The 15,759-nt window shown below is 54.0% G+C and carries 20 protein-coding genes; 8 read left to right on the forward strand and 12 right to left on the reverse strand.

The genetic code is table 11. The annotated features are described in order from the left end of the window. The first annotated feature begins 17 nt into the window (after nucleotides 1-17). Nucleotides 18-569 (forward strand): GNAT family N-acetyltransferase, encoded by a 552-nt coding sequence (locus tag HK25_RS00365; RefSeq protein WP_086555202.1) that lies wholly within the window; start codon nucleotides 18-20, stop codon nucleotides 567-569. Between the two features lie 33 nt (nucleotides 570-602). On the opposite strand, the gene HK25_RS00370 is transcribed toward HK25_RS00365, so the two are convergent. From HK25_RS00370 to queA, 7 genes are all read right to left on the reverse strand, one after another. Continuing rightward, a complete protein-coding gene (locus tag HK25_RS00370) occupies nucleotides 603-1,226 on the reverse strand; it encodes a phospholipid-binding protein MlaC (protein ID WP_086634921.1) in 624 nt (207 codons plus the stop codon). A 7-nt stretch (nucleotides 1,227-1,233) separates the two neighbouring features. Then, nucleotides 1,234-1,977 (reverse strand): VacJ family lipoprotein, encoded by a 744-nt coding sequence (locus tag HK25_RS00375; RefSeq protein WP_369824720.1) that lies wholly within the window; start codon nucleotides 1,975-1,977, stop codon nucleotides 1,234-1,236. 408 nt (nucleotides 1,978-2,385) lie between these two features. After that, nucleotides 2,386-3,210: a TerB family tellurite resistance protein gene (locus HK25_RS00380; RefSeq protein WP_086634923.1), complete on the reverse strand. Its 825-nt coding sequence runs from the start codon at nucleotides 3,208-3,210 to the stop codon at nucleotides 2,386-2,388. 104 nt (nucleotides 3,211-3,314) lie between these two features. Next, a complete protein-coding gene (locus tag HK25_RS00385; protein WP_086555198.1) occupies nucleotides 3,315-3,569 on the reverse strand; it encodes a ribbon-helix-helix domain-containing protein in 255 nt (84 codons plus the stop codon). After that, on the reverse strand, nucleotides 3,566-4,678 hold the full coding sequence (gene queG / locus HK25_RS00390; protein WP_233127535.1) for a tRNA epoxyqueuosine(34) reductase QueG: 1,113 nt from the start codon (nucleotides 4,676-4,678) through the stop codon (nucleotides 3,566-3,568). The genes HK25_RS00385 and queG overlap by 4 nt, the downstream gene beginning before the upstream one ends. 4 nt (nucleotides 4,679-4,682) lie before the next feature. Then, nucleotides 4,683-5,843, reverse strand: coding sequence for a tRNA guanosine(34) transglycosylase Tgt (gene tgt / locus HK25_RS00395; RefSeq protein WP_086555197.1), 1,161 nt, complete (start codon nucleotides 5,841-5,843; stop codon nucleotides 4,683-4,685). 9 nt (nucleotides 5,844-5,852) lie between these two features. After that, on the reverse strand, nucleotides 5,853-6,935 hold the full coding sequence (gene queA / locus HK25_RS00400; protein ID WP_086634924.1) for a tRNA preQ1(34) S-adenosylmethionine ribosyltransferase-isomerase QueA: 1,083 nt from the start codon (nucleotides 6,933-6,935) through the stop codon (nucleotides 5,853-5,855). Nucleotides 6,936-7,048: 113 nt separating this feature from the next. Here queA and HK25_RS00405 point away from each other — a divergent pair, with 113 nt between their 5' ends. Continuing rightward, on the forward strand, nucleotides 7,049-7,267 hold the full coding sequence (locus HK25_RS00405; RefSeq protein ID WP_086634925.1) for a hypothetical protein: 219 nt from the start codon (nucleotides 7,049-7,051) through the stop codon (nucleotides 7,265-7,267). Nucleotides 7,268-7,288: 21 nt separating this feature from the next. Beyond that, nucleotides 7,289-7,777 carry a kinase inhibitor gene (locus HK25_RS00410; RefSeq protein ID WP_086634926.1) on the forward strand — a complete coding sequence of 163 codons (489 nt, stop codon included), beginning with the start codon at nucleotides 7,289-7,291 and terminating at the stop codon, nucleotides 7,775-7,777. Nucleotides 7,778-7,925: 148 nt separating this feature from the next. On the opposite strand, the gene HK25_RS00415 is transcribed toward HK25_RS00410, so the two are convergent. The 5 genes from HK25_RS00415 to HK25_RS00435 form a co-directional block, all read right to left on the reverse strand. Beyond that, on the reverse strand, nucleotides 7,926-8,675 hold the full coding sequence (locus tag HK25_RS00415; RefSeq protein WP_086634927.1) for a methylenetetrahydrofolate reductase: 750 nt from the start codon (nucleotides 8,673-8,675) through the stop codon (nucleotides 7,926-7,928). Next, nucleotides 8,672-9,580 (reverse strand): bifunctional methylenetetrahydrofolate dehydrogenase/methenyltetrahydrofolate cyclohydrolase FolD, encoded by a 909-nt coding sequence (gene folD / locus HK25_RS00420; protein WP_086634928.1) that lies wholly within the window; start codon nucleotides 9,578-9,580, stop codon nucleotides 8,672-8,674. The genes HK25_RS00415 and folD overlap by 4 nt, the downstream gene beginning before the upstream one ends. An 86-nt stretch (nucleotides 9,581-9,666) precedes the next feature. Then, complete coding sequence (locus HK25_RS00425; RefSeq protein WP_086634929.1) at nucleotides 9,667-10,812, reverse strand: GNAT family N-acetyltransferase; 1,146 nt, start codon at nucleotides 10,810-10,812, stop codon at nucleotides 9,667-9,669. Between the two features lie 21 nt (nucleotides 10,813-10,833). Further along, a complete protein-coding gene (locus HK25_RS00430; RefSeq protein WP_086634930.1) occupies nucleotides 10,834-11,298 on the reverse strand; it encodes a RidA family protein in 465 nt (154 codons plus the stop codon). A gap of 49 nt (nucleotides 11,299-11,347) precedes the next feature. Then, nucleotides 11,348-12,889 (reverse strand): vitamin B12-dependent ribonucleotide reductase, encoded by a 1,542-nt coding sequence (locus tag HK25_RS00435; protein WP_086555189.1) that lies wholly within the window; start codon nucleotides 12,887-12,889, stop codon nucleotides 11,348-11,350. 180 nt (nucleotides 12,890-13,069) lie between these two features. On the opposite strand from HK25_RS00435, the gene HK25_RS00440 reads away from it, so the two are divergent. The 5 genes from HK25_RS00440 (at nucleotide 13,070) to otsB (ending at nucleotide 15,756) form a co-directional block, all read left to right on the forward strand. Next, the gene (locus HK25_RS00440) at nucleotides 13,070-13,438 is read left to right on the forward strand and encodes an NADH-ubiquinone oxidoreductase subunit NDUFA12 family protein (protein ID WP_086634931.1); all 369 of its coding nucleotides are present in this window, start codon (nucleotides 13,070-13,072) and stop codon (nucleotides 13,436-13,438) included. 60 nt (nucleotides 13,439-13,498) lie between these two features. Next, on the forward strand, nucleotides 13,499-14,023 hold the full coding sequence (mlaD, locus tag HK25_RS00445; RefSeq protein ID WP_086555187.1) for an outer membrane lipid asymmetry maintenance protein MlaD: 525 nt from the start codon (nucleotides 13,499-13,501) through the stop codon (nucleotides 14,021-14,023). Between the two features lie 38 nt (nucleotides 14,024-14,061). Continuing rightward, nucleotides 14,062-14,283 (forward strand): hypothetical protein, encoded by a 222-nt coding sequence (locus HK25_RS00450; protein WP_086555186.1) that lies wholly within the window; start codon nucleotides 14,062-14,064, stop codon nucleotides 14,281-14,283. After that, nucleotides 14,280-14,867 (forward strand): DUF2155 domain-containing protein, encoded by a 588-nt coding sequence (locus tag HK25_RS00455; protein ID WP_086634932.1) that lies wholly within the window; start codon nucleotides 14,280-14,282, stop codon nucleotides 14,865-14,867. The genes HK25_RS00450 and HK25_RS00455 overlap by 4 nt, the downstream gene beginning before the upstream one ends. Nucleotides 14,868-15,012: 145 nt before the next feature. Beyond that, nucleotides 15,013-15,756, forward strand: coding sequence for a trehalose-phosphatase (gene otsB, locus HK25_RS00460; protein ID WP_086555184.1), 744 nt, complete (start codon nucleotides 15,013-15,015; stop codon nucleotides 15,754-15,756). Nucleotides 15,757-15,759: the final 3 nt, after the last annotated feature.

Raw genomic sequence — 15,759 nt, forward strand, 5'->3', positions numbered from 1 at the left:
AAAAGAGGGCTTGCCCAATGACTGATGCGCGTACCGTGCGCACAGGCCGACTTCTGCTAAAGCCTGTCAGCTGGTCTGATATGGAAGATATGGTGCGCCTGAAGCAGGATGGCAGTGCTTTTGGGCAGATGCTCGGTGGTGTACGGACACGGCAGCAGGCTGAGCAGGATATGGCTGACGATATTGCCTTCTGGGCATGTCACAAGGTTGGTATTTTTACTATTCATGAAGAAAACCGGTTCGTTGGTATGACCGGTGTGCACGACCGTCCGGACGGTCGTGGCTTTAGTTTGCGCTTTTCGCTTTACCCCTGGGCAAGTGGGCGAGGAATCGCACGTGAGGCGGCGAGTGCTGCGCTTAATTTTTCACATGATGCCGGTGTTGAACGTCTTATCGCCGTTGCTAAGGAAAGTAATCTTTCCTCATGCAGCATTCTTAAAGGGATAGGGATGCGGCAGTGTGATACGTTTGAACGTGATGGCCAGCGTATGCTGGTTTATGAAAGCTTCCGGCCAGCGCCGCGCCTGCCAGCGTTTTCTGACAGAAGAAGAGCGCGCCTGATACGTTAAATGAAAAATATCAGGCGTCGCTGTTTTACAAGATTACTGCTGCGCTGCGCTGTGGTTGGCAATCTGGCGTTTTAGTGCGCTGATTAGTGCGCTGACCTTGCCGCCGTTTCGGGCAATGTAAGAGGCATAATCCTGGCGTTGGGTCATGCGCAGGCTGGCACCTTCGCCAATGACGTCAACGACTTTCTCTGAGCCCGATGCCCGGCTTACAATCCATTGCATTTTAGCAGGTGGCTGTTGCGGGCGGACGAGAGTGGTTTCTACGGAGTCTTCATTTCCTGATGAGGTCACCGCACCGATTGAGAAACTGACGCCGCGGTAATCACCAAGTTTATCGGTAATGGCACCGACCAGAGTCTGATGAAAAAGCTGCAGATATTCTTTTTGCTCTTCCGGGGTGGCGACTTTCCAGTAGCGACCGAGGCAGTAACGGGCAATGGCATCAATATCGACATTTTTTTGTAGCAGTGGCAGCACTTTCTCTCTCTTTTCAGGGAGAGAAATAGGGCTATTAACGATTGTCACCAGTTGTGTGCCCAGGCTGTTAACAAAGTCCCTTGCGCTCTGGGCTGCCCATGCCGGTGCAACAAAAAGGCTGCATGCCATAAAGAGACTGGCAGATCTGAGAACAAATCGGCGGCCAGGCAAAAATTTCATCTTTGTTTTATCCCTGCTGTCGGTTCTTAACATGGTACCACAAAGGCACGGTGGCACGGTGGTCGTTTTTAATAGCTTCAGCCTGTGCTTTGCGCTGCTGCTGGTAAGCACTGCGAATAGTTGCATAAGGGTCGAGAGCGTCACGCTGGAGCGCATCAAGGTCATCCAGATGTTCTGAACGACTATGGACGATACCCATCATGTTATAGGCCCAGTTAAAGCTTACAAGACCATATCCACGCGGGACATAATTCCACGGTGACAGGCCCTGATCAATACCATAGCCAATGCCATCACGGAAAGAGGAGGGGCCCATTGGCAGGAAAAGATAAGGCCCTGAAGCGATGCCCCAGTTAGCCATTGTAATGCCGGCATCGTTATTATGATGGGGGTAGCCAGCCATTTTAGCGACGTCAATCAACCCGCCCAGCCCGGCTGACATATTAATGCACCAGCGTACAAACGCATCGCCTGCCAGGCGTGGTTTGCCTGCCCCGACATCGTTGAAGAAGACAGATGGTTCATTCATTGTTGTGATCATATTGCCGATGGCATTACGAACAGGGTGCGGAACAGACCAGACATAGGCTTTAGCAACCGGGTGAAGAACCCATTTATCGACCTTCATGGTGACGGTGAAGATCTTACGGTTCATCGGCTCATACGGGTCGTTAGCCTGCTTATAGTCAGCCAGAGCGTCAGGGTCTGTTGGCACAGGTGCTTTAATGCTGCTGCACCCTGCCAGCACCATGAAAGAGCACGCCACGACAGCACTTCGTATGGCGAAACGGCCACGAGCCTGTGTGTGTGTCTGGTTCTGTCTGTTGCTTCTCTGAGCGTGAGAGCAGACCCTCGCACCGTTTCGTCCGGAATTCATTGTTACCTGTCACCTTTACTCTGCCATATCGCCATGAAAGACGAGATGCCGTAGTTAGAATACGGTCAGATCGTGTTGTAGTTCCCGTCTGGTACGCAACTTATCTAGCACGAGAACGGAGCCATGCAACGCAAAACACCCCTGCACTGAGAGCAGGGTATAAAAAAAGCAATATGGACTGAACAGATCATACGCTTTGCAGGTAAAATTTTACAGTCTTTGTTGCTTCATTACATCAGATCACAGAGCATTTTCTCCGGGTAGCGTTCTTGTTACCTGGTATCAGATGCCCCGTTCTTTTTTTACAATATCCCATGCTGCGTTGATTCGTGAAATTTTAGCCGAAGCTACTTCGATTTCTGCGGCAGATGCATTGCGTGCGGCCATAACATCAGGGTGATACTGCCTTACGAGCATCTTCCAGTGCGCACGAATTTCTTCGTTTGAAGCAGACGACTCGATACCCATGATCATGTAAGCATCGTTTTCAGCCATTGCAGGGCTGGCCATGCCCTGATCTGCCCTGTCCCATGCGCCTTTTCCCAGACCAAACAGCGAATGGACCTGCCTGAGAAAGCGTAACTCTTCAGGGGCGAGAGGTTCACCGGTTTTCAGGTCAGCGCGGGCGATGGCAAATAAAACAGCCAGCAGGTTTTCAAGGGCCTGTTTATCATCAGCGTAGGTTTGCCCCAGTTCGCGGGCAAATTTATCATAATCATCCGTGCGCTGGCGTGACATATCAAACAGGCGCCCTAGTTCGCGCATATTTTCCTGAGGAACGCGAAAGCGGGCCTTGAATGCATTAATTTCGTGGCGGTTCACAGGGGCATCACATTTCGCGAGCTTGGCACATAAAATGACGCTGCACAGGCCGTAGAGCTGTTCTTTTTTACCCATAGCTGCGGCCAGCTTTGCAGCCATAAAGGTCGCTGCTCCACCAGGGTCAGGGTTGGTTCGTGCGGCAAAGCGGTCGCTCCATCCGCTTTCTGGCTGAAGCAGAGCACCGGTATCAGCCGCATGCCCCAGTGCGACTCCTAATGCCGCGCCTGCGGGTCCCCCAACAGCAAAGCCGGTAACACCCCCGAAAATTTTGCCCCAGATAGCCATCCTGTTTGTCTCAGTCCTCTGTTGCGTTTGCGAAGGCACACGGCCATGCCCGCTGGTAACAAGTTATAGCAGTATAAAAAGGAGAGGAGAAGAAAAGCACCCTGTCAGGGAGAATTTTCCTGCAAAGCCGTCTGTGATGCATGGCGGCTGATGACTGTTGTCAGAGCATGCACGCGTAATGCTGAGGCCAGAGACTGGGGTGGTGTACGCTTTGCATCAATGGTGGCAACAAGCACAGGAACAGATTGTCTGTTGTCTGCAGCAATATCGTCAAGAACATCCCAGAACTCAGGCTCAAGAGCGACGCTGGTATCGTGTCCTGATAAAATAAGCGTGCGCTTACGCAAATGGGCACTCATGGCAGGGTCTCCTTAAGGCGGGCCTCTGCCCAGTCTGCAGCTTCTGCTACGATTGGGTCAGAATCATGCCGCAAGGGCTGTATAACAGAGCGCAGGTCGGTCTGGCCACTATTACCGATTGCAATGAGTACATTGCGAATAAAGCGATTGCGGCCGATGCGCTTAACGGGTGAGCCTGCGAATAATTTACGAAAAGCTGCGTCGTCAAGCTGAACCAGGTCTTTGAGGGCAGGTGCTGTCAGGTCAGGGCGCGCCTGAAGCTTGATATGTCGTGAGGTCCGGGCGAAGCGGTTCCAGGGGCAGGCGGCCAGGCAGTCATCACAACCGTAAATATGTGTGCCTATGGCAGGGCGTAAATCGTGCGGTATAGGGCCGGCATGTTCGATAGTCAGGTAAGAGATACAGCGCCGGGCGTCCATTTTATAAGGCTCGGGAAAGGCCTGTGTCGGGCAGGCTTCAAGGCAGCGTGTACAGCTGCCGCACTGCCCCCCTGAAGGAGGTGATGTGGGGAGAGCAAGGGTGGTATAAATTTCTCCCAGAAAAAGCCAGCTGCCTTCTGTGCGTGAAACGAGATTTGTGTGTTTACCCTGCCAGCCAAGGCCTGCCTGTTCAGCCAGGGGTTTTTCAGCAACGGGTGCTGTATCCACAAATACCTTGACCTCAGGGGGGATCTGGTCGTGCAGGTTTTGCCTGCTCAGGGTTGCTTTACCTTCGTTGACGACAAACTGTGCCAGATGTTTGAGCATGCCCTTAACAACATCATGATAATCACGGTGCCTGGCATAAACAGAAATATTACCGCATTCTGGCCGGGCCAGTGTTGCCAGCGGGTCACCTTCAGGGGCGTAAGACAGGCCCAGTGCAATGACGCTTCTGGCTTCGGGCCACAGGCTTTGAGGGTCAGCACGTTCGTCAGTGCGGGTTGTCAGCCAGCCCATTTCGCCATGATACCCCTGTGCCAGAAAATCTTTCAGGCGGTGGCGTACCTCAGGGCCAAGATGTGCCGGGCAAAAGCCTACAGCATTAAAACCGAGGGTGAGGGCTTTGTGTCTGATCCGCTCTGCCAGTCTGGTCAGAGCCGCTGGCGCAGTGTGGTCGGGCGCCGGCACCAGGTCAGGGTACCGGTGGTATTATCGGGCGAGGCATTTCATCTTCGCTCCAGTCATCCATAGCCCATTCTGCCCTGAGCCTGCTCGCCAGAGCATCAAGGCGTTTTTCAGTAATTGCTTCGCGGATCTGGCGCATCAGGCGCTGATAATAGGCAATGTTATGCCATGTCAGCAGCATGGGGCCAAGAATCTCGCGGGCGCGGAATAGATGATGCAGGTAGGCCCGGCTATGGCGTGAACAGGCCAGACAGTCACAATGAGGAGAAATAGGACGTGGGTCGTCAGCGTGGCGGGCGTTGCGCAGGTTGAGGGTGCCGCGCTCGGTATAGGCTCGTGCAGTACGACCGGCGCGGGTTGGCATCACGCAGTCAAACATATCGACACCGCGCATAACGCTTCCCAGCAGGTCATCAGGTGTGCCAACACCCATGAGATAACGCGGAGTATTTTCAGGCATTAGTGGCACGGTGCTGTCGAGGGTAGAGAACATCAGTTCCTGACCTTCCCCCACGGCGAGGCCGCCAATAGCATAGCCTTCAAAGCCGATATCGGTCAGAGCTTTTACACTTTCTGCGCGCAGGTCAGCTTCGGTGCCTCCCTGGACAATGCCAAACTGGCCGTAACCCGGGCGGGCGACAAAGGCCTCACGTGAGCGTGCAGCCCAGCGCATGGAAAGACGCATAGAGGCGGCAATGCTCTCTGTCGGTGCCGGCAGGGCAGGGCATTCGTCAAAGCACATTGTAATGGTTGCATCGAGCTTATGCTGAATGTCTGTCGAGCTTTCAGGGGTCAGGCGGTGGTATGACCCGTCAATGTGCGAGCGGAAGGTGACGCCGTCCTGGTCGAGTTTGCGCAAGGCTCCCAGAGACATGACCTGAAACCCGCCTGAATCGGTGAGAATCGGGCCTGGCCAGTCCATAAATTTATGCAGCCCGCCCAGACGCTGAACCTGGTCTGCACCCGGGCGCAGCATAAGGTGGTAGGTATTACCCAGAACAATACCTGCTCCGGTTGAACGCACAGAATCCATCGTCATGGCTTTGACTGTGCCTGCCGTTCCCACAGGCATGAAAACGGGTGTGGCAACAGGGCCGTGGGCCGTGTGGAGTGTGCCGGCACGGGCTGCGCCATCAGTGCTTTCGCAGGTCCAGTGAAAACGGGTCATAGTCAGCCTCTATGATGACTGTGCGGGGGAGGGAGCTGTGTGTACAGAGCTGGCGCAGCGCAGCAGGCAGGCATCGCCATAGGAATAAAAGCGATAACCTGTCTCTACAGCATGGGCATATGCCTGGCGCATGCGTTCATGGCCGGCAAAGGCACTCACCAGCATAAAGAGAGTGGAGCGCGGTAAATGGAAGTTAGTCAGTAGCATATCTGCAGCACGGAAACGATAGCCCGGCCGGATAAAAATAGAGGTTTCCTGGTTGAAAGGATGAACAACTCCATGTTCATCAGCCGCACTCTCAAGCAGGCGCAGGCTTGTGGTGCCAACAGCAATAATGCGGCCGCCAGCCTGACGTGTCGCGTTGATACGCTCAGCAGTTCCGGGTGTAATAATGCCATGCTCGGCATGCATATGGTGTGAAGAAATATCATCACTGCGCACTGGCAGGAAGGTACCCGCCCCGACATGGAGCGTCAGAGTGCAGCGGCCTGCCCCTGTGGCATCAATGTCGCTGAGCAGAGCCGGCGTAAAGTGTAGCCCGGCTGTGGGGGCCGCAACGGCCCCTTTATGCTGTGCGAAGATGGTGGCGTAGTCGTGGGCATCCTGTTCAGTCGGGCCGTCAGGGCGGTGAATATAAGGAGGCAGGGCCAGTGTGCCTGCTTCGCTCAGGAAGGTATCAAAATCACTGCCCTCGGCTGAAAAGCGCAGGATGGCACCACCGCCTTCTTCACGAGCCAGCACCGTTGCTGTGTGGGCTGAGGTCGGGAAAGTCAGTGTATCTCCTGCTTTGACCCGACGGGCGTTGCGCAGCAGCACATGCCATGATGTATCTGGCAGAATGCGGTCAAGGGTAATGCCAATACGGGCTTCACCCCGACAGGCCTGAATGCTGGCACGGATAACACGGGTATCATTTGCAACAAGCAGGTCGCCCGGTTTCAGAAAGCCAGGGAAGTCAGACATGCGTTTGTCAGAAAACGCACCATGCAGAGGCACATCCAGCAGACGTGCGCTCTCACGCGGGCGGGCGGGTTCCTGTGCGATGAGGGCATCGGGCAGGTGAAAATCAAAATCTTCGGTACGGTTGCTCATGACAGCTTGGGTTTACGCAATCGTGCGGGTGCGCGCCAGAGGGGTTGAATAAAAACTGTTTAATAGCCAGATTCCCGGAGCGTTTTATTTATATCTACAGGAGTGTGAAAACGATGTCTTATGCTTTGCTTGATGCTGCCCGCGTTGCCCGTGCAGCTAAAACATCACTTGGTGTGCTGCAGTCTGTCACAGAAAAAACTGAAGCCCATCAGCGTAAAGTGATTATGATTGAGCGTATTGAGGCACTGGCGCAGGCTGCAGCAGAGTCTGATGCAGGAAAAGCGGTTACGCTGACATCTGAAGAATTCTGGCTCATCAGCCAGAACTGGTAAGATATTTAAGGAGCGCAGCTCATGACATTTGTTCTGACAAGCCCGGCTTTTACCGAAGGGCAGATTATGCCCCAGGCACAGGTTTATAACGGCATGGGGCGGAGTGGGGGTAACCTGTCTCCGGCTTTGTCCTGGAAAGGCGCACCGGAGGGCACCAAAAGCTTTGTTGTCACGGTTTATGATCCTGATGCCCCGACAGGTTCAGGCTGGTGGCACTGGGTCGTTGCCAATATTCCCGCTGATGTAACCAGCCTGCCTGAAGGGGCAGGTTCAGGCAAAGGGGGGCTGCCACCCGCTGCCGCTCAGGTCAGAACAGACTTCGGGGTACCAGGTTACGGTGGCGCAGCTCCGCCGCCAGGTAAACCACATCGCTATATTTTTCGTGTGGATGCGCTCGATATCCCCGTTATTGATGTCAGTGAGCAGACCAGCGCTGCCGCTGTTGGGTTTTATGTGCACCACCACACATTAGGGCATGCCACTCTGACAGCATTATATGGCGGAGAATAATTAAAAAATCACCCTTACTGCATCATAAAGTAAGGGTGATTTAATGATAAAAGCTGAAATTTTCAGGATGAGTTCTGAAAATTTATTTTGAATAAAGTAGTTCATAAACTGCCCTGTTATTAAAATAATGAGACAGTTTATGAAAGTTTTAGTTCAGGGCCTCAAGAAGCGGTGGCAGATAGTTCTCCAGCTTAACGCGCAGAGGCATCAGGTAGGCCCGCCCTTCTGTTTGTGACAGGGTACGTAATACCGCCTGTGCAAACCGGATATTTTCCTCAAGCGTTGGTATAAAATTATTAGGAAAAATCACACGGTTTGTCGTTTCCCAGTAAGAGCGTGAGCGTGGGCCAATAACCGGTGACAGACCCCAGAATACAGTTTCACCTTCAAGCCACTCCTGGCACAGGTCAAACAGTTTAAGGTCAAATACAGGTTGTGTAAAAAACCCCTGTGCTCCGGCTTCCTTTTTACGGGCAACATCTTCAAGCTCCTGCCATGGTGCCCGACGATACGGGTCAAAGGCAGCATAAACTTTCAGATGCGGCGCTTCTTTGCGATACCGACGTATAATGGTCTCTGTGCTGTTTGGATATGTGCGGTAAGACAGATCAGGTGGCGGATCACCATGAATGATCAGTACTTCGCTCAGACCTTCCTGTTCAGCACCGGGCAGGGGAGCGTCAGGTGCGATATCAATGGCACGAATATGCGGAACAGCCTGTGCAAACAGCGGACGAACGAGATCAGTCGCCTGGTAGCTGCGGAGCGCAAATCGCCGCAGATCAGGAATATTCAGTGTGTCAGCAGCAGGAAGCAGAGCTTTAACCTGAGCAACATCTTCCAGCAGATGTTCGGGACTGCGGGGGATCAGTTCAACAGACAGGCGTGACAGGCTCATTCTGCCTGTCCTGTGACCAGAATCTGCGCTGCTGTTAGTGTGTTTTTCAACAGACAGGCAATCGTCATAGGGCCAACACCGCCTGGAACAGGCGTAATGCGCCCGGCTGTCCTGACGGCCTCATCAAACACAACATCTCCGGCAAGGCGTGTTTTGCCGTTATCAAGTGTGATGCGGGTAATGCCGACATCAATGACCGTAGCACCCGGTTTAATCCAGTCCCCTTTTACCAGACCCTGCACGCCGGTCGCGACAACCAGAATATCAGCCTGCTGTGCCAGTTCTTTAGGGTTTTTAGTGTGAATATGTGCGACAGAGACCGTGCAGCTTTCTTCGAGCAGCAGCAGTGCGAGGGGCTTGCCTACCAGGTTTGAGCAGCCAATGACAACAGCATGTTTGCCCTTCATGTCGCCCAGCTCATGTCTGAGCAGCATAAGGCAGCCCAGCGGTGTGCAGGGGATAAGGCCTGGCTTACCCGATGCCAGGCGGCCTGCATTAATCTCACCCAGGCCATCAACATCTTTTTCAGGTAAAATGGCATTTGTCACGGTGCGCGCATCCAGCCCGGCAGGCAGGGGCAGCTGTACCAGAATACCATGAATTTCAGGGTCAGTATTCAGGCGCTTAATCAGCGTGAGCAGCTCTGCTTCTGTCGTTGTTTCAGGCAGCATGTGCATGAAAGAGCGCATGCCTGCGTGGTGTGTCTGAATGGCTTTGTTGCGTACATATACTTCGCTGGCAGGGTCATTGCCCACCAGAATGACAGCAAGCCCCGGGGTGACATGATGCTTATCGTGAAAGACGCGCACGTCTTCGCGAATGGTCTCACGCAGGCCGGCAGCAAAGGCCTTGCCGTCAATGAGAGAAGCGTGGTCGGAGGAGGGAGAAGAAAGAGTTGTGCTCATCGTTCCTGCTATACAAGGGAAACAGAGGGAGAGGGTGCACCTTTTAGTGGGTGACGCATACGCAAAAAATGCAGTGACGACAATGGTCAGCTTTCGTCACTGCGATAGGGAGAGAGCGTATTAAGCTCAGCAATACGCTCTTTTATGGCCGCACGCTCATGCGCAAGGAAGCTCGAAACACTGTTGCGAAAGGAAGGGTTGCACAGCCAGTGTGCCGAGTGTGTCAGCACAGGCTGATAGCCGCGCTGTATTTTGTGTTCACCCTGCGCACCGGCTTCAACACGTTTGAGCCCATGGGCAATGGCAAAGTCGATTGCCTGATAATAACAGAGTTCAAAATGCAGAAACGGCCACTCTCCTTCACAGCCCCAGTTACGACCATAGAGTGTGTCAGTGCCCATGAGGTTGAGTGCCGCGGCAACAGTACGTGTGCCCGAGCGTGCCTGCATCAGAACTACACGCTCCCCCAGTCTTTGAGAAAGGAGGGTGAAAAACTCTGGTGTCAGGTAAGCACTGCTCCATTTGCGGTCGATTGTGTTTTCATAAAAACGGTAAAAATCGGCCCAGTCAGCTTCAGTAATGTCCGTGCCTCGCAGCACATGAAAAGTCAGGTCAGCAGTAGCATCACGGCGTTCACGTTTGATAGTTTTACGTTTGCGTGAGGAAAGAGCGGCCAGAAAATCATCAAAGCTCTTATATCTGTTATTATGCCAGTGATATTGCACACCAAGGCGTGGCAGCCAGTCCCGGCCTGTCGTGATGTTACTTTCCTCCCCGGTGCAAAAGGTAATATGAGCGGATGAAAATTCCAGACTTTCGCAAATCTGACGTATGGCATCTGTCATGATGACGGATGTTTCTGCCGGAGCATCGGGATGTATAAGCAGGCGCGGGCCGGTTACAGGCGAGAAGGGCACAGCACTGAGAAGCTTGGGGTAATAGTGCCCTCCGGCAGCTTCAAACGCCTGAGCCCACCTCTGATCAAAAACATATTCGCCCCATGAGTGCATTTTGAAATAAGCAGGGCAAAGGCCAGCCAGAGTGCCGTCTGGCGCATGCAGGGCAATGTGCCGTGGCATCCATCCGGCATCAGGGCAGACAGATTTACTGTCTTCCAGGGCGGAGAGAAAAGCATGGCTGATAAATGGATTATCAGCCCCCGCACAGCCATCCCATATCTCTGCGGGGATGGCATGAATGCCCTCGTGGAGTTTGACAGACCAGTCGGACATTCTGTGTCTCTCCTTTTGTCGTCAGCCTATTTCGAACATACCTTCAACTTCAACAGGTGCGTCAAGCGGCAGCGAGGGTACACCAACTGTTGAGCGTGCGTGGCGGCCGGCATCACCAAAAACTTTAACCGCCAGGTCTGATGCACCATTCATTACAGCTGCGTGGTTTGTAAACTCAGGAGTGCAGGCAATAAACCCGCCCAGGCGCACCACACGTTTAACACGGCTCAGGTTACCTGTGGCGGCTTTTACCTGGGCAATGACGTTAATCATGCTGTGATAAGCTGCTTCAACGGCTGTTTCGACAGAGACTGCACCGCCAAGTTTGCCTGTGGCAAACAGCTTGCCATTCACCAGAGGCAGCTGCCCTGAAACAACCAGAAGGGAGCCGCTCTGTACGTAAGAAACGTAATTGGCTACCGGCGTCGCGGGGACAGGTAAAGTAATATGTAAGTCTGCAAGACGTTCTTCAGGTGTGGTGCTCATTTTAGACTCCGTTCAGGTGGCTGACGCGGAAAAGGAAGTGCGGTGTGCGTCAGCTTACGACGAGGCGAAGCCCCCGTCGGTGTGGTGGAGGGTTGCCGTCATCGTCGGCAAAATCAAGGGGAAGAAGCGGATCAGGGTCAGTTTCATGGGCATCAGGCGGGCTGTCGGGCATACGTTTGCCCAGGTAAGCATCTGACAGGGCACGAAAAGCATAATCGAGCATTGACGTTGCATATTCTGCCACAGGGTCACCCTCAACTGTACCGGCCGGTCCGAAGCAGGAATAGGCAAAGCTGTTGATATATTCCTCAAGCGGGGCACCATATTGCAGGCCAATGCTGACAGCTTCACCAAAGCTTTCCATCAGACCTTTTGCCATAGCACTTTCGCGGGTGGGGGTCAGGGACAACTCACCCAGGGTGCCGTCATCATATTCTCCGGTGCGTAAAAACAGCCGGTGTCCGCCAATCGTGGTTTTTTGTACGAATCCACCATGACGGTGAGGCAGAGCCCGTCTCATACCGCGCTCAAGATGGCGGTTAAGAGGCGGGGCTTCCGGGTCGGGGCGTGCAGGCATATGGTCTACAAAGCCGGTCAGGGCGCGATACATCGCCATATGGGCAGAGGCCGCGGGCAGGGGCAGAACTTCCTCGCCTGCCAGAGCCGCAGCCAGAGCCGTTTCGGCTGTGAAATTGCGTGCACGCAGGCGGTCGAGCGTGCTTTTTGCCAGTTGTCCGCTGGGGCGCAGCAGTGAAAAGACCGGCGCCAGACCGCAGGCTTCAGCGCCGAGCAGGCCATCAACCGGGCCTGGGGCAGAAAAACCTGTCTCGACAGGGAGCAGAGGAGTTTCTGTTTCTGTTGCTGCCTCATTCCAGACTGCGCGCAGGCTCTGGTCAAGGCCAGGTAAAACAGTACGTACCGGCGGCAGAGGCAGGGAGTCGGGGCCACAGCCACAATGGGTTGTCAGTGTAGCCAGGGCGGCAATGGCACAGGCGGCTGCACGTCCGTCCTCACTGTCATAACCAAGACCGACTCCGGCCAGGCAGGCGTCCAGGTTGGTCAGGAGGATTGTGCCTGCTGTGGCAGGAGCCTCCGGCAGAGTTTCTTTTTCTTCGCTCTGGCGATGAGCGGGGAACATCTCAGGCAGGGGCAGCTCACCATTACGCAGTTCTGCTTTTGAGCGTGTGGTTTCGCGCAGAATTGAGCAGAGCAGACGCAGTGCCGCTACGAATGTTTCTGATGCAAACCCTTCGCCTGGTGTGACAAAAGCTGCGAGATTGACAACAAAACCGGGAGAACGGTCAAAGCTGCATGACCACAGGCTTTCAGTGGGGGCAGCCTGCCTCATAAGTAAGAGCCAGGTGAGAGAGCGGGCCGTTGCTTCATCATGAGTCAGCGCCTCAACCCAGCATGATGCTGCAGCTGAAATGTTGACGGCTCCGCGTCCAGGCACAAGCTGTGCCAGAGCAGCGGCGGCATCGGTGTCCCATTCTGCGGGCAGCGTAACGGAGCGGAGAGGGGCATCCGGGTCAGCTGCGGTCTGGTGTGTGTTCATGAGAACACCATTCCAGTGATGTCTGGCTCTTGTCATAGGTTAAGTTTACGCCCCCTGTATGGGGCAGTGAAACCCGTCAGGAGGCAGATTCTGTCCCCATAATATCGGGTATTACGAGGATATGGGGGATAACTTTTTTCAGCTCAGCAGATGGTGATGAGAATAAAAGTTAAAAGAGAGTAGACCTTCCCCCCGTGAGCGCATTAAAGTTCAGACATGGCAAATCTTGGAACACGGCTTTACACACGCCGCAAAGGACGCCTGGTTGGCAAAGATGACCATGGGCGCTGTTATTACGAATCGACTGGCCCGGCGCGGCGCGGTGGTGGCACCGACCGTGTTGAGCGCTGGGTGATCTACCTTAAGGGGGAAGATCCTTCAGCCGTGCCGGCAGAATGGTGGGGCTGGCTGCATCATACCTTTGATGCGCCGATTCCTCAGGCCGAGCGTAAGCCCTGGCAGTTGCCGCATGAGCCGAATCTGACGGGCACAGCAGAGGCCTATCGTCCGCCGGGCAGCCTGTATAAGACAGGGGTAACCCCGCCGGGTACGGGAGAATATGACGCCTGGTCACCAGAGACGTGATCTGACAGGCACTCTCTGTTAGAGAGTTCAGATAAGACAGACAGGGAGTGCGGAGTAGTCATGGCTTCGGTAGTAAAAGTGCAGGGGCGGCGCAGTGCGGCAGAACTTCTGACCGGCGTAATCGTTTTGCTCGCTCTGGCGATCATGCTGGTTGTTGCTGTTGTCAGTGAAGGGCGTAGTACAGACAGTACAGGTTATGTGCTGCATGCCAGTTTTGACCATATTGACGGTCTGGGTCCTGGTTCAGATGTGCGTCTGGCCGGGGTCACGGTCGGTCAGGTTACATCAGAGCGGGTGAATCCCGCTAACTACAGGGCAGAAGTGACTTTTACGGTCAGGCCGGATATTAAATTATCGGCAGATACCGGGGCGATTGTCACAAGCGACAGCCTGCTGGGTGGTAAGTATATTGCCCTTTCTCCGGGGGGGGATGACAAAAACCTGAAACCTGGCGACACATTGACCCAGACACAGGGTGCGATCAGTCTTGAACAGTTACTGAGTAAGTTTATCTTTTCTGTAACCGATACACTGACGCGCGCTAATAAAGATGCTGCAAATAAAAACGGAGCTGATGCGCCCTGACTGCTCATCAGTTCATGACGCCGGAGATAAAAGAGTCAATGACTGTCGCGCCTGAGCTCTGGTTGCAGGAGAACGGACACCCTGTAACATGTGTTGAAAAGATACGGGTTTTGCAAGAGAACTGGTCAGAGCTCAGGGATGTCATGCAGGATGCCTTCGATGATGCCCTTCTGATGGGTGTCGGAGAACAGGTTATGCGCGAGCACCTGATAAATCTTGTATCCTCACTGACTTCGCCTCAGAGGTCAGGCGACGTATGAGGCGCTTTGTATTGCACAAAAATACGGTGTTCATAGCAGGCTGTTTTATAACAGCTGTTGCGCCTGTATCCGCTGCACTGGCGCAGCTGACGCCACTGGCCCCGCCTGCGATTTACCCCGCTGATACGTGGCAGGGTAAGTCAGTTGCAGTTGTCAGGGTACTCGACAGGCTTGATGCTCATGTCGAGCTGGTCACTGTGCCTGTTGGCACGACCGGGCATTATAAAAGTCTCGATATAACGCCGCGTCGCTGCCTGCAGCGGCCGCCAACTTTGTCACCTGATTCAGCTGCATGGCTGGATCTGCATGATACCCGCAAAGAGGGTGCAGTCTTTAATGGCTGGATGCTGGAGGCAGAGCCATGGGCTGGTGTATTTGAGAGTGCTGGCTATGACGTGCGTATGGTGCGTTGTGAAGGGCAGGACGCGTCGCCGGCTCTGCCAGCTTTGCCTGTGCCGGCAGTTCCGTCACTGAGAGCTGAGCCACCGACACTCGACGGATCATCGTCAGGTTCAGCTTTGCAGTCTCCTGCCGAAGCGCTTCCTTCTCCGTCAGCGGGGCCGGAAACAGGTGGTGAATATTAAGGGTCTGTCACTCATCTGTGATTACAATTGTGCAGGCAGACCATTTTTAAGACAGGATGTGTCGGTATCTTCTCGGAGAAGATGGTTTTGTGTGACAGATGTCGCGTGGAGCCGACATGCGATATGCAATAAAGAGGTATAGCACGTGAGTGGTCCAGTTTCAGAACACGAAAGCCCCCTTCAGATCCCTGCACTGAGTCAGGCCGCATTTCTTCTGGATTTTGACGGAACTCTTGTTGATATTGCCCCGACCCCTGAATCGGTCATTGTGCCTGAGACATTACCGCAGGTTTTGCGTAAATTGCGTGCGTTGTGTGGTGATGCCCTGGCTGTTGTGTCTGGCAGGCCTATTGACCAGATAGATCATTTTCTGGGTGATATTCCGTTTGCTGTTGCGGGTGAACACGGCATAGCTATTCGTCATCGTCCGGGCGGAGAAATTGAGAAAGCAGCTTTGCCTGTTGTGCCCCCACTGTGGCTGGCAGAAGCACAGAAGCTGACTGATGCCTGGCCTGGCACACGCCTCGAGCATAAGCAGGCTGGTTTTGTGCTGCATTACCGTGGGGCACCTGAAGCCGGTAACATACTGAAGAAAGAGGCTTCAAACTGGCTTACGAGCGCGAAGGGAGCATTTCACCTGCAGGCAGCCAAGATGGCGTGGGAGGTAAGGCCCACCGGTATTGATAAAGGTTATGCTGTTGCCGCTCTGATGGAACATTTCCCGTTTGCCGGGCGTAAGCCGGTTTTTGTCGGCGATGATGTAACTGATGAGGATGGTATTGCCGCTGCAAAACGACTGGGCGGTGTTGGTTTGCGTATCCCGACCAACTTTGCAAATCCTGCTGCGTTACGCGCCTGGTTATCAGCCCTTGTTAAAGAGGAGGGATAGGAG

This window comes from Acetobacter sp. DsW_059 (assembly GCF_002153695.1).
GTDB lineage: Bacteria > Pseudomonadota > Alphaproteobacteria > Acetobacterales > Acetobacteraceae > Acetobacter > Acetobacter thailandicus.

Bases quoted from the DNA above. Each gene is read 5' to 3' on its own strand.
- HK25_RS00415 (WP_086634927.1), bottom strand. From the start codon at position 8,675: ATGAGCCTGTCACGCCTGTCTGTTGAACTGATCCCCCGCAGTCCCGAA.
- HK25_RS00365 (WP_086555202.1), top strand. From the start codon at position 18: ATGACTGATGCGCGTACCGTGCGCACAGGCCGACTTCTGCTAAAGCCT.
- HK25_RS00380 (WP_086634923.1), bottom strand. From the start codon at position 3,210: ATGGCTATCTGGGGCAAAATTTTCGGGGGTGTTACCGGCTTTGCTGTT.
- HK25_RS00435 (WP_086555189.1), bottom strand. From the start codon at position 12,889: ATGACAAGAGCCAGACATCACTGGAATGGTGTTCTCATGAACACACAC.
- HK25_RS00375 (WP_369824720.1), bottom strand. From the start codon at position 1,977: ATGGTGCTGGCAGGGTGCAGCAGCATTAAAGCACCTGTGCCAACAGAC.
- folD (WP_086634928.1), bottom strand. From the start codon at position 9,580: ATGAGCACAACTCTTTCTTCTCCCTCCTCCGACCACGCTTCTCTCATT.
- HK25_RS00455 (WP_086634932.1), top strand. From the start codon at position 14,280: ATGAGGCGCTTTGTATTGCACAAAAATACGGTGTTCATAGCAGGCTGT.
- HK25_RS00450 (WP_086555186.1), top strand. From the start codon at position 14,062: ATGACTGTCGCGCCTGAGCTCTGGTTGCAGGAGAACGGACACCCTGTA.
- HK25_RS00425 (WP_086634929.1), bottom strand. From the start codon at position 10,812: ATGTCCGACTGGTCTGTCAAACTCCACGAGGGCATTCATGCCATCCCC.
- HK25_RS00430 (WP_086634930.1), bottom strand. From the start codon at position 11,298: ATGAGCACCACACCTGAAGAACGTCTTGCAGACTTACATATTACTTTA.
- HK25_RS00370 (WP_086634921.1), bottom strand. From the start codon at position 1,226: ATGAAATTTTTGCCTGGCCGCCGATTTGTTCTCAGATCTGCCAGTCTC.
- queA (WP_086634924.1), bottom strand. From the start codon at position 6,935: ATGAGCAACCGTACCGAAGATTTTGATTTTCACCTGCCCGATGCCCTC.
- mlaD (WP_086555187.1), top strand. From the start codon at position 13,499: ATGGCTTCGGTAGTAAAAGTGCAGGGGCGGCGCAGTGCGGCAGAACTT.
- HK25_RS00410 (WP_086634926.1), top strand. From the start codon at position 7,289: ATGACATTTGTTCTGACAAGCCCGGCTTTTACCGAAGGGCAGATTATG.
- HK25_RS00385 (WP_086555198.1), bottom strand. From the start codon at position 3,569: ATGAGTGCCCATTTGCGTAAGCGCACGCTTATTTTATCAGGACACGAT.
- tgt (WP_086555197.1), bottom strand. From the start codon at position 5,843: ATGACCCGTTTTCACTGGACCTGCGAAAGCACTGATGGCGCAGCCCGT.
- HK25_RS00440 (WP_086634931.1), top strand. From the start codon at position 13,070: ATGGCAAATCTTGGAACACGGCTTTACACACGCCGCAAAGGACGCCTG.
- HK25_RS00405 (WP_086634925.1), top strand. From the start codon at position 7,049: ATGTCTTATGCTTTGCTTGATGCTGCCCGCGTTGCCCGTGCAGCTAAA.